Below are 13,993 nucleotides of genomic sequence, written 5' to 3' on the forward strand. Positions count from 1 at the left end.
ATCCAGTGGAGGCGCAATGAACAATCAGCTGTGGATCGCCTGCCTCCTGGGCGCTGCCGCGGGCTTGATAACAGGGCAGCTGATCTTCAATTCGCCTTTCCTGGGCATCCTGATCGGCGTTGGCCTCGGAGCGCTCGTGGGCGCAGCAGTGGGCCCCCGCCGCGGTTAGGAGCAGTGCCCTCCAGCTAGGGCGATTGCACCAGCCCTTCCCACGTCACGGTCCAGTCTTCGGGGAACCCGGGAGCGTTCCGCCCGGGTCCGTTGTCCCAGCCGGCCGCCATCAGTGCCACAGCGGCCAGGAGACCGCCGTTGCCCGGCAAGTACAGCGGCAACGAATCAGTCTGGCGGTTGTGGCCGTTGGGAAGCACGGTGTTCTTTCCCGCATCAAACAGCAGCGCCTCCACCGCGGCCTCGGGATCTCCCAAGCGCGCAGCGGTCATCGCCATCACTGGATAGTCCCACCCCCAGGTACTCGCCCAGTCCCAATCCGCCAGCACGTCCTTCAAGGTGGCCCGCATGATGTCAGGATCGATCAGCTCGGTCTTGGGGAGGACACCCAGTGCGCACAGCATTGACGGGTGGTCTGTGCGGATGGTGAAGGGTTCCACGTCGATGGCTGCGTAGACGCCGTCCATCACCCTGGGTTTCACCATCGCCTTCGCTACGACGGACCATTCCTCCACAGGGTCCAATCCCAGCCGTTCGCGCCAGGCAGCAGCTGTTTCCAGGCCCCATTGCCAGTACGCCAGCTCAAAAGTTGGGTTGGTGACCGATGCCCTGATGGAGCCGTAACTCTCCTGTGCCGGGATCAGGGGTGGACCCAGCTCGAAGCCCCGCTGGGTCGGGTGTGCGAAGCCGGCCATGAACGCGGCCGACTCGAACACGATCTCCGCGAACTCCTCCAGCACATCACGGCTGGGATTGGCCCGGTACACCAGTTCGGCAAGGTAGATCGGATGCGGCTGCTGCCAGATCAGGAAGGTGCCGATCGGGCTGGGGCTCTCCCGCCCGTCCGGACCTACCTGCTTGGGCCAGCGGACGCCGTCGAATCCTTGTGCCTTGGCCGTTTGCCGCGACACCTCCAGGATGCTTGCGTACCAGCGCAGGGAAGGCAGAAGCAGCTCCACCCGGTTCCAGTGTGCGAAATGCGCCGCATGCCACCAGTGCATTTCCAGGTGGAAGCGGCCGCGCCAGGAATTACAGACGAGTCCCGTCTCCTGCGGCGGCAGCGAACCTGAACAGTTGATCGCCATCAGGTATTGGGACAGCACGATCCTGCGTTCCAGCTCCTTAGCCCGGGGGTCCTCCGTGGTATGGAGTTCCACGGCACCTCCTGTGGACCAGAACCCGGGCCAATGGGCCGAGGAGGCCGCGGCAATGCTGCTGCCCGGAGAAAGCACGACGCCGGTACGTGCCGTGGCGGCGCCGCCCGGGTCCGGCGCACGGTCACCGGAGCTGTGGTCACCCCGCGGAAGGCAGTCGCCGTCGCCGGAAGAGCGGAAGGAGATGCTGAAGTCGAGGACGCCGTTGGTGACGGGGTGGGCTGGACTTCCCGGGAGCACACGCAGCCGGTGCTCTTCCGTTTGCTCCACGGTGAGGTCCGGGCCGGTGATCAGGACCTGGTAGCGCGATTCGTCCAGCTCCCGGTCAGCCGTCCACACAGTGGAACCAGCATGTAGATCGGATGGCGTCCCACCAGCCAGGACGGTCCGGTGTGCCCCCGGGTTGTTCCAATCGGCCGCGTCATGCCATGCACCCGAGCCGTAAGGGAAGGCGACGCCCACCACCAAACCGGCCCCGAGGGCAGGCGACTCCACACGGAAGCCGAGCTCGTCGCGGTCCGGGTGGCACGCCGTCGTGACCTTGACGGGGTGCCCGGCGAGGAAGAAGCGGCTGGTGACCACTCCGGTCCACAGGTCCAGCGTCTGCACGGTACGCGTGAGTTCCCCGGGCTGTACCTCGCGCTCCACACCGTTCTCGAGCCAGCGGAGGCTGACGCGGCCCAGATCGAGCCTGTGGGAGTTGGCACGGAGCCAATCTTCGGCTGCGGATGTGTTGGTCTCGCGGTCGTTGACGATGTCGCCCACCATGTCGACGTAAGGGACGGGCCCGCGCGGCGAATCGTAGAGGACGGTGGACCCGGCGAGGTCGTAGGGTTCCGCCGGCGGAATGGTGTGCCAGCCCCACTGCGATTGCGTGCCCAGTAGTGTGCCTGCCGGAAGGTCATTGCGGGAAGCAACCGGGTAGGCATCGGGCAGCGTCTGGAAACCGGTGAGGTCCATGGTGAAGGCAAATTCGCCGTTGCCCACGGATACGGGGCTCCGGGAATCCAGTTCCTGTTGGTGGACGTTATGGCGCCGCACGAGTGATTTCCGGTCGATACCGCCGGGGGAGTGCGGCCCACCCGCCGGCTCCAGCACCACTGTGTTTTCCAGTTCCCGCAGCGGGAAGAACGCCGCCCGTTCGTGGGGGCTCTTGTTGGGCTGGTGCAATGTCAGGAACAGGCTGCCGTCCAGTTTCCGGCCGATCATGCCGTGGCCGCCGTCGGTGCTCCACAGGGGTTCCACCTCCTGGATCCAGGGGCCAAGGACGGTCCCGGATTCGCTGCGCGCGATGCCCATGGCATATCCGTTGTGGGCAAAGCTGGACCACAACATGATGAGCTTGCCGGTGGTGAGCCTGTGGAGGAACGGACCGTCGGTGACGTACACGGGGCCTTCCTTGGCCGCGCCGGATGCCTGCTCCAAGGCTCGCGACCATGGAGCCTCGGAGGCGGTGAACAGCAGCACCGGTCCTCCCTCGGATGTACGCAGGTCCGGGCTGAGGCGTTGGGCGACCATGCCGCCGTCGTTGACCTGCTTCCATTCGTGGCAGAAAACCATCCAGGGGACGCCGTCGTCATCAACATGAAGCGTCCCGTCGAGGCACTCCCAATCCCGGGGCGTGACGGGGCCGTCGCTCCATGGTTCATAGGGTCCGTGCGGGGCCGCAGCCGACAGTATTTGGGTCCCACGGGTGTGACCCGGAGCGGTGAAGGTGGCGAACATGAAGTAGCGGCCCTTGTACTCATGGACTTCCGGCGCCCAGTACTGCTCCTTGCTCCAGAAGTCCGGAGCAGGACGGAAAGCCGGGTACGGGCCCTCCCAGTCCACGAGGTTGCTGCTTCGGTAACAGTCGAACCCGGTTGCTGGTCCGGACCAGATGTTCCGGTCCGTGCTGCCGAAGAGCAGATACCCCTGCGAGCCGGGCAGCGTCAGGACGTAGGGATCCCGGATCTGGATCTGTTCCAAGGGCTGTGACACGGCGGGCTCCTCTGGGAATGAATAGTTCAAGCTCAAAACTATTGACGAATATACACCGCCTTGATACGTTTCAGGAACCGTTTTCTCAAGGTTGAAAGAAGCTTACCCAATGACGCGTAAATCCCTCCGAAGTATTCGCAAATCCCTGGCCTTCGTGACGGCCGTGGGCATGCTGGGCCTGACCGCGGCCTGCTCCAGTCCCTCATCAAACCAGCCCGAAGACGGGCCCGTGGAGATCCGCTTTTCGTGGTGGGGCAATGCCTCCCGCGCCGAACTGACCAACAAGGCAATCCAGGAATTCGAGGCCGCCAACCCCAACATCAAGGTCAAACCCGAATACGGCGACATCAGTGGCTACTTCGACAAACTGGCCACTCAAGTGGCTGCCAACGATGCTCCCGATGTAATCACCATGGGTGGTGCCTACCCGGCCGAATACGCCAACCGGGGTGCTCTCCTGGATCTGTCAACGGTCCAAGGCTCGCTGGATCTGTCGAAGCTGGACCAGGGCGCCCTGGAAAACGGTCAGGTCCAGGGCAAGCAGTATGGTGTCTCCACAGGTGCCAACGCGCTGGCGGTTGTAGTGAATCCTGCTGTCTTCCAGACAGCCGGCGTAGCCGTCCCGGATGACAGCAGCTGGTCCTGGGACGACTTCGCCAAGACCGCCTCGGAAGTGACGGCCAAGAGTCCCAAGGGAACGTACGGCACGGCCACCGTCCTCACGCACGACTCCCTGGACGCCTTCGCCCGTCAACGCGGCAAGTCCCTGTACACCCAGGATGGCCAGCTGGGGCTCGACAAGGACACTGTGCAGGACTACTTCGACTTCTCGCTGAAGCTCAGCGAGTCCGGCGCGGCCCCCAGCGCTTCGGAGACCGTGGAGAAGCTCAATGTCAGCACGGAGCAGACGCTGATGGGCATGGGGCAGGCTGGCATGATGCTTACCTGGAGCAACTCCCTTTCAGCACTGAGCAAGGCTTCCGGCGCGGAGCTGAAGCTGCTCAAGCTCCCGGGCGAAACTCCCACCCCGGGCATCTGGCTCCAGTCTTCGCAGTTCTACACGATTTCGGCCCGCAGCAAGCACACTGATGCCGCCGCCAAACTGGTGAGCTTCCTGGTCAACAACGAGGCCGCCGCCAAGATCATCCAGAGCGACCGCGGGGTGCCCAGCAACCCGGGCATGCGCACGGCCATCCAGGACCTGCTCACTCCCCAAGGCAAGGTTGAGGCCGCCTACATTGACCAGATCGGCAAGATGGACTTCGCGCCGACGTTCATCGGCCCCACCGGTTCCACGGCGGTTTCGGAGATCACTGCGCGCATAAACACCGATGTCCTGTTCAAGCGCCTGACTCCTGAGAAGGCTGCCGAGCAGTGGCTCAGCGAGAGCAAAGCGGCCATCGGCAAGTAGCCAGGAGCAACGCGGGGTCACTTTTGGCCCGTCCAGGGGTGGAACATGGGCCACAAGTGACCCCGCGTTGCTTTAGGAGACTTCCAGGTAGGGGTCGGCCCACGCGCCGATGATCCGCGCCACGCGCGCAGCCTGGCCCTTCCCCGTGAGGAGGTGCTCGCTGCCCTCCAGGGAGATGAAACTCCGAGGGTGCCGGGCGGTTTGGAAGATCTCGCTGGCGTTGTCGATACCCACCGTATTGTCCGTGGGGGAGTGCATCACCATCAGCGGCTTGTGGAGCGTCCGGATGCAGTCGCGCAGGTCAGCGCTTTCGACGTCCTCCACAAAGTGGCGGCGAACCTCCATCGGACGCCCTCCCAGGTCGACCACGGCGCTGCCGTCGCGCAGGATGGAGTCGATCTCAGTGTCGAACATGTGCTCCACGTGCTTGGGCTCGTAGGGCGCCGCCACGGTCACGACAGCGTTGAGGCCGGGGATGTCGCGGGCAGCGGCGAGGACGGCTGCGCCACCGAAGGAATGACCCACCAGCAGGGAAATCGCGCGTCCCTGCTCACGCATGAAGGCTGCGGCCAGGATTGTGTCGGCCACCTTGACGCTGAACGAGCCGGCGGACCATTCGCCACCCGAGCCGCCAAGGCCGAGGTTGTCGAACCGGAGCATCTCTACTCCCTGCTCAGCCAGGCCCTTGCAGATCCGTGAAGCGGCCGGGCTGTCCTTACCCAGGGTAAGACCATGAGAGTAGAGGCCCCAGCCGCGTACCGGTCCCTCGGGCACGTCCACGATTCCGGCCAGCGTATCGCCGGTGCTTCCCGTGAAGGTGATCTTCTCAGAGCGTGACACGCTGGTCTCCTTGCGTTGCGATGTGTGGTTGCGGGAGTTGATTAACGACGACGGCGCCCCTCACCTGCAGAGGTGAGCGGCGCCGTCGACGTGCTGTTCTTCGAGGAACGGCTGGTTAGATCTTGCGGGCCAGGATGGCTTGCTTGACCTCAGCGATTGCCTTGGTCACCTGGATGCCGCGGGGGCATGCTTCCGAGCAGTTGAAGGTGGTACGGCAGCGCCACACGCCTTCTTTGTCGTTGAGGATCTCAAGGCGCATGTCGCCGGCGTCATCACGGGAATCGAAGATGAAGCGGTGTGCGTTGACGATTGCTGCCGGGCCGAAGTACTGGCCATCGGTCCAGAAGACCGGGCAGGACGAGGTGCAGGCTGCGCAGAGGATGCACTTGGTGGTGTCGTCAAAACGCTCACGGTCCTCAACGGACTGCAGGCGCTCCTTGGTGGGCTCGTGGCCCTTGTTGATCAGGAAGGGCATGACCTCGCGGAAGGACTGGAAGAAGGGTTCCATGTCCACGATCAGGTCCTTCTCCACTGGGAGGCCCTTGATCGGCTCGACGGTGATGGGCTTGGACGTGTCCAGGTCCTTCAGCAGCGTCTTGCAGGCGAGGCGGTTGCGGCCGTTGATGCGCATGGCGTCGGATCCACAGACGCCGTGGGCGCAGGAGCGACGGAAGGAGACGCTGCCGTCGATTTCCCACTTGACCTTGTGCAGGGCGTCCAGCACACGGTCCGTGCCGTACATGGTCAGCTTGTAGTCGTCCCAGCGCGCTTCTTCCGAGATCTCGGGGTCGTAGCGGCGCACGCGGAGCGTGATGTGGAACGTGGGAATTTCACCGTCGCCGGCAACACTCGCCGGAAGCTCGATCTTTGATGCGGGCTCTGCCATTTCGGTCGTCATTAGTACTTACGCTCCATCGGCTCGTAACGGGTGAAGATCACGGGCTTCGTCTCCAGACGGATGCCCGCAACGGATTCCGCCGAGGAGGCGGCAGTGACGGACGTGTCCAGGTAAGCCATGGAGTGCTTCATGAACTTCTCGTCGTCGCGGTCCGGGAAGTCCTCGCGGTAGTGGCCACCGCGGGACTCTTCACGGTGCAGAGCACCGACGGTCATGACCTTGGCCATGTCCAGCAGGAAGCCCAGCTCCACTGCTTCCAGGAGGTCCAGGTTGAAGCGCTTGCCCTTGTCCTGGACGGTGACGTTCTTGTACCGCTCTTCGAAGGATGCGATGTCGCGAAGGACCTGCTCCAGGGATTCCTTGGTACGGAACACCTGCATGTTGGCGTCCATGGTGTCCTGCAGTTCCTTGCGGATCTGGGCAACACGCTCGGTGCCGGTGCCGCTGAGCAGGCCATCCAGGATGCCGCGGGTCATTGCTTCGGGGTCCTCGGGCAGCTCGACGAAGTCGGCCGTCTTGGAGTACTCGGCAGCTGCAATGCCTGCACGCTTGCCGAAGACATTGATGTCCAGGAGCGAGTTGGTGCCAAGGCGGTTGGAGCCGTGCACGGAAACACAGGCAACCTCACCGGCGGCGTACAGTCCGGGAACGATCGTGTCGTTGTCCTGGAGTACCTCGGTGGTGATGTTGGTGGGAATGCCGCCCATGGCGTAGTGCGCTGTGGGGAACACGGGGACGGGATCGGTGAACGGTTCCACACCCAGGTAGGTGCGGGCGAACTCCGTGATGTCCGGGAGCTTGGCTTCGATGTGGGCCGGCTCGAGGTGGGTCAGGTCCAGGAGGACGTAGTCCTTGTTCGGACCACAACCGCGGCCCTCACGCACCTCGTTAGCCATGGCGCGGGCCACGATATCACGGGGAGCGAGGTCCTTGATGGTGGGGGCGTAGCGCTCCATGAAGCGCTCACCTTCCGAGTTACGCAGGATGGCACCTTCACCGCGTGCACCTTCGGTGAGGAGGATGCCCAGGCCTGCAAGACCTGTCGGGTGGAACTGGAAGAACTCCATGTCTTCCAGCGGAATGCCGCGGCGGAAGGCGATGCCCATGCCGTCGCCCGTGAGGGTGTGGGCGTTGGATGTGGTCTTGAAGACCTTGCCCGCGCCACCGGAGGCGAACACGACGGACTTGGCCTGGAAGACGTGCAGCTCGCCCGAGGCGAGGTCGTAGGAGACCACACCGGCGACACGCTTCTGCTTGTACGGCGTGCCGTCTTCGCGGACGGCGTCTTCCTCGACGATCAGCAGGTCAAGGACGTAGTACTCGTTGTAGAACTCAACGTTGTGCTTGACGCAGTTTTGGTACAGGGTCTGCAGGATCATGTGGCCCGTGCGGTCGGCTGCATAGCAAGCGCGACGGACAGGAGCCTTGCCGTGGTCACGGGTGTGGCCACCGAAGCGGCGCTGGTCGATGCGCCCTTCAGGCGTGCGGTTGAATGGCAGACCCATCTTTTCCAGGTCCAGCACGGCGTCAATGGCTTCCTTCGCCATGACCTCGGCTGCGTCCTGGTCAACCAGGTAGTCGCCACCCTTGATGGTGTCGAAGGTGTGCCATTCCCAGTTGTCTTCTTCGACGTTGGCCAGTGCTGCGCACATACCACCCTGGGCCGCACCGGTGTGCGAGCGGGTGGGGTAGAGCTTGGTCAGTACCGCTGTGCGTGCACGCTGACCGGACTCGATCGCGGCGCGCATGCCGGCGCCACCTGCACCGACAATGACGACGTCGTACTTATGGACCTGCATACCAGATGCTCTCTCTTTCAAAATTCAGATGGTCGGCGGAGGCTGCTCCGCTACGTCAGGCGGGCCGGCAAGCCGGCCACGCCAATGCGGCACGGGCCGCTACGGGGCCGGGCAGAATCCGCCAGGAAGCTGAACGCCGTCGACGACGGGGCACGGGTTGAACGTGAAGATCACCAGGGTGCCGAGGATGATGATGACCAGCGTGGCTGCGTAGAGAACCATCTTGAGCCAGAAGCGCGTGGAATCCTTCTCGGCGTAATCGTTGATGATGGTGCGGACACCGTTGGTGCCGTGCAGCATGGCAAGCCACAGCATGGCCAGGTCCCAGAACTGCCAGAAGGGATCGGCCCACTTACCGGCGACGAAACCGAAATCGATGGCGTGGATGCCTTCGCCTACCAGCAGGTTAACGAAGAGGTGGCCGAAGATCAGCACCACCAGGACGATGCCGGAGAGGCGCATGAAGAGCCAGGCGATCATCTCGAAGTTGCCACGGCTGGAGCCGGTGCGGTTGTACTTCGGGGCGATCTTTCCGCTGCGCGGAGATTCGATGGTTGTCATGGCTTAGTGGCCTCCCAGCGCGAGGGAAAGGTGGCGGATGGCGAAGCCGGCGAACGTGACCAGCCACAGCGCAAGCACGACCCAGAGCATCTGGCGCTGGTACTTTGCGCCCTTCTTCCAGAAGTCGATCGCGATCACACGCAGGCCATTGAAGGCGTGGAAGATGATCGCGGCGACCAGGCCCGTTTCCCCCAGGGCCATGAGGGGGTTCTTGTAAGCACCAATGACGGCCGTGTAGGCCTCAGGGGACACGCGCACCAATGAGGTGTCCAACACATGGACCAACAAGAAGAAAAAGATCACTACACCGGTAATACGATGTCCAACCCAGGACCACATGCCTTCACGGCCGCGGTACAAGGTGCCAGCTGGTTTTGTCGGCACTGATTAAACCTTCCTGCAACACAGCGGCGCTGGCATGGGATCCACGCGGGGGGAACGCCTGCTGCGAGAGCACTCGTAGCTCACGCCTAAATCTAGGCTTCGCTCACAGCATATTCAATTTAGGACGGGCTTCTCTGCTTGTTAATTCCATGTTTCCTGCCCGGATTCAGGCGATTTTGGATACTGTCTGAGACGAACGCCACATGCGTGGCGTTCTGCGGAGCTTACCGCTTGCGTCGGATAAAGTGTTGCGGTGAGTACAGAAGACGCGAAATACCCGGAATCGCCCATGAACCGCTTCCATGCGGTTATTCCGGCGGGCGGTGTGGGGACCCGGCTATGGCCGCTCTCGCGTGCCGCCGCGCCTAAGTTCCTGCACGACCTGACCGGGTCCGGCAGCACCTTGCTGAGGGCTACCTACGACCGCCTGGAGCCACTGGCCGGTGAACGCGTACTGGTAGTGACGGGCGAGGCCCACCGTGCGGCTGTCTGCCGCCAGCTCCCGGAAGTAGGGGACGACGAATTGGTGCTCGAAAGCGAGCCCAAGGATTCAGGTGCGGCGATCGGCCTGGCCGCTGCCATCCTTTACCGCCGCGATCCGGAGACCATCATGGGGTCCTTCGCCGCTGACCATGTGATCAGCCCCGACGACCTGTTCCAGGAGACTGTCCGGGAGGCGATCTACACCGCAGCCACGGGCAAGATTGTCACCATCGGCATCAAGCCCACCCACGCCTCCACGGGCTTCGGCTACATCCGTTCGGGCGCTGCGCTCAACGTTGACGGCGCTCCGAACGCGCTGGCGGTGGCCGAATTCGTGGAGAAGCCCAGCCAGGAAGTTGCCAATAAGTACGTCGAAGCAGGCGACTACGTTTGGAACGCAGGCATGTTCGTGGCTCCCGTCGCGTTGATGCTCAAGCACCTCGAAGCCAACCAGCCCGTACTCTTCGCCGGCCTCCAGGAGATCGCCGAGGCCTGGGACACCCCGCAGCGGGCTGAGGTTACCGCCCGTGTGTGGCCCACCCTGCCCAAGATTGCGATTGACTATGCAGTAGCCGAGCCCGCAGCGGCAGCCGGCGACGTCGCCGTCGTGCCTGGCACCTTCCGGTGGGACGACGTTGGCGACTTTGCCGCGATCGGTCGCCTGAACAACGCCGGCGACGTCGACGAAGTGACGGTTCTCGGCGAGGGCGCACGCGTGTTCGCGGAGGATGCCAGCGGCGTGGTGGTTTCGGACACCAAGCGTGTGATCGCCCTGATCGGTATCAAAGACGTGGTCATCGTGGACACCCCGGATGCCCTGTTGGTCACCACGAAAGAGCATGCCCAACTGGTGAAAGGCACCGTTGACGCCCTGAAAGCCAGCGGCGACACGGACGTCCTGTAGCCCGAGCCTTATACCGTGAGCCACCTCTTTGCTTGTCCTGCGTCTGAACGCGGCGTAACCAAGAGGTGGCTTTCGGTCTTCGGGTGCCCCGGATGGCTAGAGTTGTGACGTGCGCAATTACACGACTGAAACCGAGCCCGCCCCCGTTGTGAGTCCCTGGGTTGATGAACTGCTCCCCGGGCTCATTGAGTTCCGCCGGGACCTCCATGCGCACCCGGAACTGTCGTTCAAGGAGTTCCGCACCACGGACAAACTCGTAGAGCGGCTCGAAGCAGCCGGACTCAAGCCGCGCCGGCTCGAAGGAACCGGGCTCACCGTCGACGTGGGGGAGGGTCCCATCGCCACGGCTCTTCGCGGGGACATTGACGCTTTGCCGATCATCGAGGAAACCGGCCTGCCGTTCGCCTCCAAGAACCACGGCGTGACGCATGCCTGCGGACATGATGTCCACACCACTGCGATGCTTGGCATTGCCCTGACACTCCAGCGGATGCACAAGAACAACCCGCTGGGCGGCACGGTGCGGATCATTTTCCAGCCTGCCGAGGAAACGATGCCCGGCGGCGCGTTGTCCTGCATCGAGCAGGGGGTGCTTGAGGGCGTGCCGCGCATCCTGGCACTGCACTGCGACCCGAGGATCAACGTGGGCCAGATCGGCACGCGCATCGGCGCCATCACGTCAGCGTCGGACACCATCAAAATCGAGCTCTCCGGCCGCGGCGGCCACACCTCCAGGCCGCACCTGACCGAGGACCTGGTGTTCGCGTTGGCCCAGATAGCGGTGAATGTTCCCGCAGTGCTGTCCCGCAGGGTGGACGTCCGCAGCGGCGTCTCCGTGGTGTGGGGACAGATTTCGGCAGGTTCGGCGCCGAACGCCATTCCCGGTACGGGCTACATGGCCGGCACCATGCGTTGCCTGGACCGCGATGCCTGGCACAGTGCGGGCGAGTTGCTGGACGACGTCGTCCGGCAGGTCGCTGCGCCCTACGGCGTGGACGTGCACCTGGAGCACACCCGGGGCGTGCCTCCCGTGGTGAACTCCGAGCATGAGACGGCCCTCATCGAAGCCTCTGCCCGCGCGGAACTGGGGGAGAACGCTGTTGTGCTCACCCCGCAGTCCATGGGCGGCGAAGACTTTGCGTGGTTCCTGGCGGACCTGCCCGGCGCCATGATGCGCCTGGGTACGCACACCCCCGGCGGCGAGGAATACGATCTTCACCGCGGCGACTTCATCGTTGATGAGCGCGCCCTTGGCTACGCTGTCCGCGTCCTCACTGCGGCTGCACTCCGTACCATCCGCGACCTTCCCCAGTAGCCCGACCGGGGGACAGCAGATGTCCCGTTGAGCCCTCTTTGGAGCATTCGCTGTCCCTTGCTTGGGCAGCCTGCCTCCAATTGAGTTGTGCGCAATTGAATTGTGCACTATCGTTTTATCCATGAGTGATGCACCCCGCCTCCGCCACCAGGTCTGCTTTGCGCTGTACTCGGCATCAAAGGCCGCGACGGCGGTCTACCGCCCCGTCCTCGACGACCTCGGCCTGACCTACCCGCAGTACCTGGTGATGCTGGTGTTGTGGGAGCAGGAGCCGCGAAGCGTCCGGGAACTCGGTGCCGAACTGGGGCTGGACTCCGGAACATTGTCGCCGTTGCTAAAACGGCTTGAAGGCCTGGGGCTCGTTGCGCGGAAACGCTCCGCCGAGGACGAACGCCGCGTGGATGTGGTCCTGACCGACGCCGGAACAGCGCTGAGCGCCAAGGCCCAGGCAGTGCCCCAACGGTTGGCCGACGCTGCCGGACTTTCCGCAGCCGAAATCGAGCAGCTCCACGCAACCCTCGGCAAGCTCACCGCAGCCCTGAACAGCTCACTTTGAGGCCCTGAACAGCTCACTCTGAATTTTTCCATGCCATCCCATTCCCGAAGAGAAACGGAAACACCATGAAGACTCTCTACACAGCGGAGGCGCTTGCCTCCGGCGAAGGCCGTGACGGCAACGCCCGCACCAAGGACGGCAAGCTGGATGTAGCCCTCGCCAGCCCGGTGGAACTCGGTGGCAACGGCCAGGGAACCAACCCCGAGCAGCTTTTCGCAGCCGGCTATGCAGCCTGCTTCCACTCGGCGCTGCGGCTGGTTGGCCGCAAGGAGCGTGCCGACGTCAGCGACTCTGCCGTTGCGGCGAAGATCCACTTTGGCGCGCTGACCGACAGCGAAGGCTACGGCCTCGCTGCCGAACTCGAGATCGCCTTGCCTGCCCTGGACCGCGAAACCGCCGAAGCCCTGATGGCCAAGGCGCACCAGATCTGCCCCTACTCCAACGCCACCCGCGGCAACATGAACGTTGACCTCAAGCTCGTGGAGTTCGCAGCATGAGCGCCGTAGCAGGCACCCCGGTGCAGACCCGCGAAATCCACCTTGCCTCCCGCCCCGTCGGCCGTCCGGCGCCGGAGAACTTCCGTCTGGCACAGGCTGAACTGCCGGAGCTCGCTGAAGGCCAGCTCCTGGTGAAGAACCAGTTCATGTCCGTGGATCCTTACATGCGCGGCCGGATGAACGACGTCAAGTCGTACTCGGCGCCGTTCCGCCTCGATGCAGCGCTCGACGGCGGTGCCGTAGGTGAGGTGATCGCGTCCCGTTCGGACGCGCACAAGGTGGGTGACGTCGTCGTGCATCAACTGGGGTGGCGCGAACACGCGGTGGTTGACGCTGCGGACATCACGCCGGTGCCGGGCGGACTCGCTCCCACCTCGGCCTTCCTCGGCGCGCTGGGCATGACCGGCCTCACGGCCTATGCCGGCCTGCTGAAGGTTGCCGAGTTCAAAGAGGGCGACGTCGTGTTCGTCTCCGGAGCGGCCGGTGCAGTCGGTTCCATGGTGGGCCAGATTGCCAAGGCCATGGGCGCCTCCAAGGTCATCGGCAGCGCCGGTTCGCCGGAAAAGGTCGCACGGCTGCTGGAACTGGGCTTCGACTCCGCGTTCAACTACAACGATGGTCCCGTCCTCGAGCAGCTCCAGGAAGCTGCAGGGGAGCGCGGCATCGATGTGTACTTCGACAACGTTGGCGGGGAACACCTCGAGGCCGCCCTGGCAACGCTCACGGTAGGCGGACGCGTGGCAATGTGCGGTGCGATCGCCCAGTACAACTCCACTGAACCTCCGGCAGCGCCGCGGAACATGGCAGTGGCGATCGGCAAGCAGCTGACCCTTCGCGGGTTCCTCGTCGGCGGGCAGCGCCAGCATGCTGCCGAGTTTGCCCAAAAGATGGCCGGATGGCTTGCCGACGGCACCATCAGCTACGACGAGACGATCGTTGACGGCTTGGAAAATGCGCCCCAGGCGTTCATTGATTTGCTGGATGGAGCGAACACAGGAAAGATGCTCGTCCGCCTGTGATGCGACAGTAGCCGGGTGTGACTT

The 13,993-nt window shown here is 63.8% G+C and carries 13 protein-coding genes and 1 pseudogene; 7 read left to right on the forward strand and 7 right to left on the reverse strand.

Annotated features, from left to right (window positions below; genetic code table 11):
* The first annotated feature begins 16 nt into the window (after positions 1-16).
* Positions 17-169, forward strand: coding sequence for a hypothetical protein (locus HMI60_RS10020; RefSeq protein WP_018777248.1), 153 nt, complete (start codon positions 17-19; stop codon positions 167-169).
* A gap of 16 nt (positions 170-185) precedes the next feature.
* Here HMI60_RS10020 and HMI60_RS10025 read toward each other — a convergent pair whose 3' ends face one another.
* On the reverse strand, positions 186-2,435 hold the full coding sequence (locus HMI60_RS10025) for a hypothetical protein (RefSeq protein WP_370584105.1): 2,250 nt from the start codon (positions 2,433-2,435) through the stop codon (positions 186-188).
* Between the two features lie 51 nt (positions 2,436-2,486).
* A pseudogene (locus HMI60_RS21265) lies at positions 2,487-3,302 on the reverse strand (glycoside hydrolase family 43 protein); the annotation flags it as partial.
* A 109-nt stretch (positions 3,303-3,411) separates the two neighbouring features.
* On the opposite strand from HMI60_RS21265, the gene HMI60_RS10035 reads away from it, so the two are divergent.
* Complete coding sequence (locus HMI60_RS10035) at positions 3,412-4,713, forward strand: ABC transporter substrate-binding protein (RefSeq protein ID WP_193591091.1); 1,302 nt, start codon at positions 3,412-3,414, stop codon at positions 4,711-4,713.
* 72 nt (positions 4,714-4,785) lie between these two features.
* On the opposite strand, the gene HMI60_RS10040 is transcribed toward HMI60_RS10035, so the two are convergent.
* The 5 genes from HMI60_RS10040 to sdhC all read right to left on the reverse strand — a co-directional run bounded on the left by HMI60_RS10040 (position 4,786) and on the right by sdhC (position 9,195).
* Positions 4,786-5,553, reverse strand: a complete 768-nt coding sequence (locus tag HMI60_RS10040; RefSeq protein ID WP_193591092.1) for a carboxylesterase — start codon at positions 5,551-5,553, stop codon at positions 4,786-4,788.
* Positions 5,554-5,668: 115 nt separating this feature from the next.
* Positions 5,669-6,451, reverse strand: a complete 783-nt coding sequence (locus HMI60_RS10045) for a succinate dehydrogenase iron-sulfur subunit (RefSeq protein ID WP_018777252.1) — start codon at positions 6,449-6,451, stop codon at positions 5,669-5,671.
* Complete coding sequence (gene sdhA / locus HMI60_RS10050; RefSeq protein ID WP_018777253.1) at positions 6,451-8,250, reverse strand: succinate dehydrogenase flavoprotein subunit; 1,800 nt, start codon at positions 8,248-8,250, stop codon at positions 6,451-6,453. The genes HMI60_RS10045 and sdhA overlap by 1 nt, the downstream gene beginning before the upstream one ends.
* Before the next feature lie 99 nt (positions 8,251-8,349).
* Positions 8,350-8,811, reverse strand: a complete 462-nt coding sequence (locus tag HMI60_RS10055; protein ID WP_017197835.1) for a succinate dehydrogenase hydrophobic membrane anchor subunit — start codon at positions 8,809-8,811, stop codon at positions 8,350-8,352.
* 3 nt (positions 8,812-8,814) lie between these two features.
* Positions 8,815-9,195, reverse strand: a complete 381-nt coding sequence (gene sdhC / locus HMI60_RS10060) for a succinate dehydrogenase, cytochrome b556 subunit (RefSeq protein WP_018777254.1) — start codon at positions 9,193-9,195, stop codon at positions 8,815-8,817.
* A gap of 289 nt (positions 9,196-9,484) precedes the next feature.
* Here sdhC and HMI60_RS10065 point away from each other — a divergent pair, with 289 nt between their 5' ends.
* From HMI60_RS10065 to HMI60_RS10085, 5 genes are all read left to right on the forward strand, one after another.
* Entirely contained in the window at positions 9,485-10,582 is a 1,098-nt protein-coding gene (locus HMI60_RS10065) for a mannose-1-phosphate guanylyltransferase (RefSeq protein ID WP_018777255.1), read from the forward strand.
* Between the two features lie 109 nt (positions 10,583-10,691).
* Positions 10,692-11,897, forward strand: coding sequence for an amidohydrolase (locus tag HMI60_RS10070; RefSeq protein ID WP_018777256.1), 1,206 nt, complete (start codon positions 10,692-10,694; stop codon positions 11,895-11,897).
* Positions 11,898-12,018: 121 nt separating this feature from the next.
* Positions 12,019-12,453: a MarR family winged helix-turn-helix transcriptional regulator gene (locus tag HMI60_RS10075; RefSeq protein WP_193591093.1), complete on the forward strand. Its 435-nt coding sequence runs from the start codon at positions 12,019-12,021 to the stop codon at positions 12,451-12,453.
* 65 nt (positions 12,454-12,518) lie between these two features.
* Positions 12,519-12,950, forward strand: a complete 432-nt coding sequence (locus tag HMI60_RS10080) for an organic hydroperoxide resistance protein (RefSeq protein ID WP_018777258.1) — start codon at positions 12,519-12,521, stop codon at positions 12,948-12,950.
* Entirely contained in the window at positions 12,947-13,969 is a 1,023-nt protein-coding gene (locus HMI60_RS10085; RefSeq protein WP_110504352.1) for an NADP-dependent oxidoreductase, read from the forward strand. Before HMI60_RS10080 ends, HMI60_RS10085 begins: the two co-directional genes overlap by 4 nt.
* Positions 13,970-13,993 lie beyond the last annotated feature (24 nt).

Origin of the sequence: Paenarthrobacter sp. YJN-D, assembly GCF_015040335.1 — a bacterium.
Lineage (GTDB): Bacteria > Actinomycetota > Actinomycetes > Actinomycetales > Micrococcaceae > Arthrobacter > Arthrobacter nicotinovorans.

Coding starts and splice junctions, on each gene's coding strand:
- sdhA (WP_018777253.1), bottom strand. CDS start 8,250: ATGCAGGTCCATAAGTACGACGTCGTCATTGTCGGTGCAGGTGGCGCC.
- HMI60_RS10080 (WP_018777258.1), top strand. CDS start 12,519: ATGAAGACTCTCTACACAGCGGAGGCGCTTGCCTCCGGCGAAGGCCGT.
- HMI60_RS10065 (WP_018777255.1), top strand. CDS start 9,485: ATGAACCGCTTCCATGCGGTTATTCCGGCGGGCGGTGTGGGGACCCGG.
- HMI60_RS10055 (WP_017197835.1), bottom strand. CDS start 8,811: ATGACAACCATCGAATCTCCGCGCAGCGGAAAGATCGCCCCGAAGTAC.
- HMI60_RS10045 (WP_018777252.1), bottom strand. CDS start 6,451: ATGACGACCGAAATGGCAGAGCCCGCATCAAAGATCGAGCTTCCGGCG.
- HMI60_RS10085 (WP_110504352.1), top strand. CDS start 12,947: ATGAGCGCCGTAGCAGGCACCCCGGTGCAGACCCGCGAAATCCACCTT.
- HMI60_RS10035 (WP_193591091.1), top strand. CDS start 3,412: ATGACGCGTAAATCCCTCCGAAGTATTCGCAAATCCCTGGCCTTCGTG.
- HMI60_RS10075 (WP_193591093.1), top strand. CDS start 12,019: ATGAGTGATGCACCCCGCCTCCGCCACCAGGTCTGCTTTGCGCTGTAC.
- HMI60_RS10020 (WP_018777248.1), top strand. CDS start 17: ATGAACAATCAGCTGTGGATCGCCTGCCTCCTGGGCGCTGCCGCGGGC.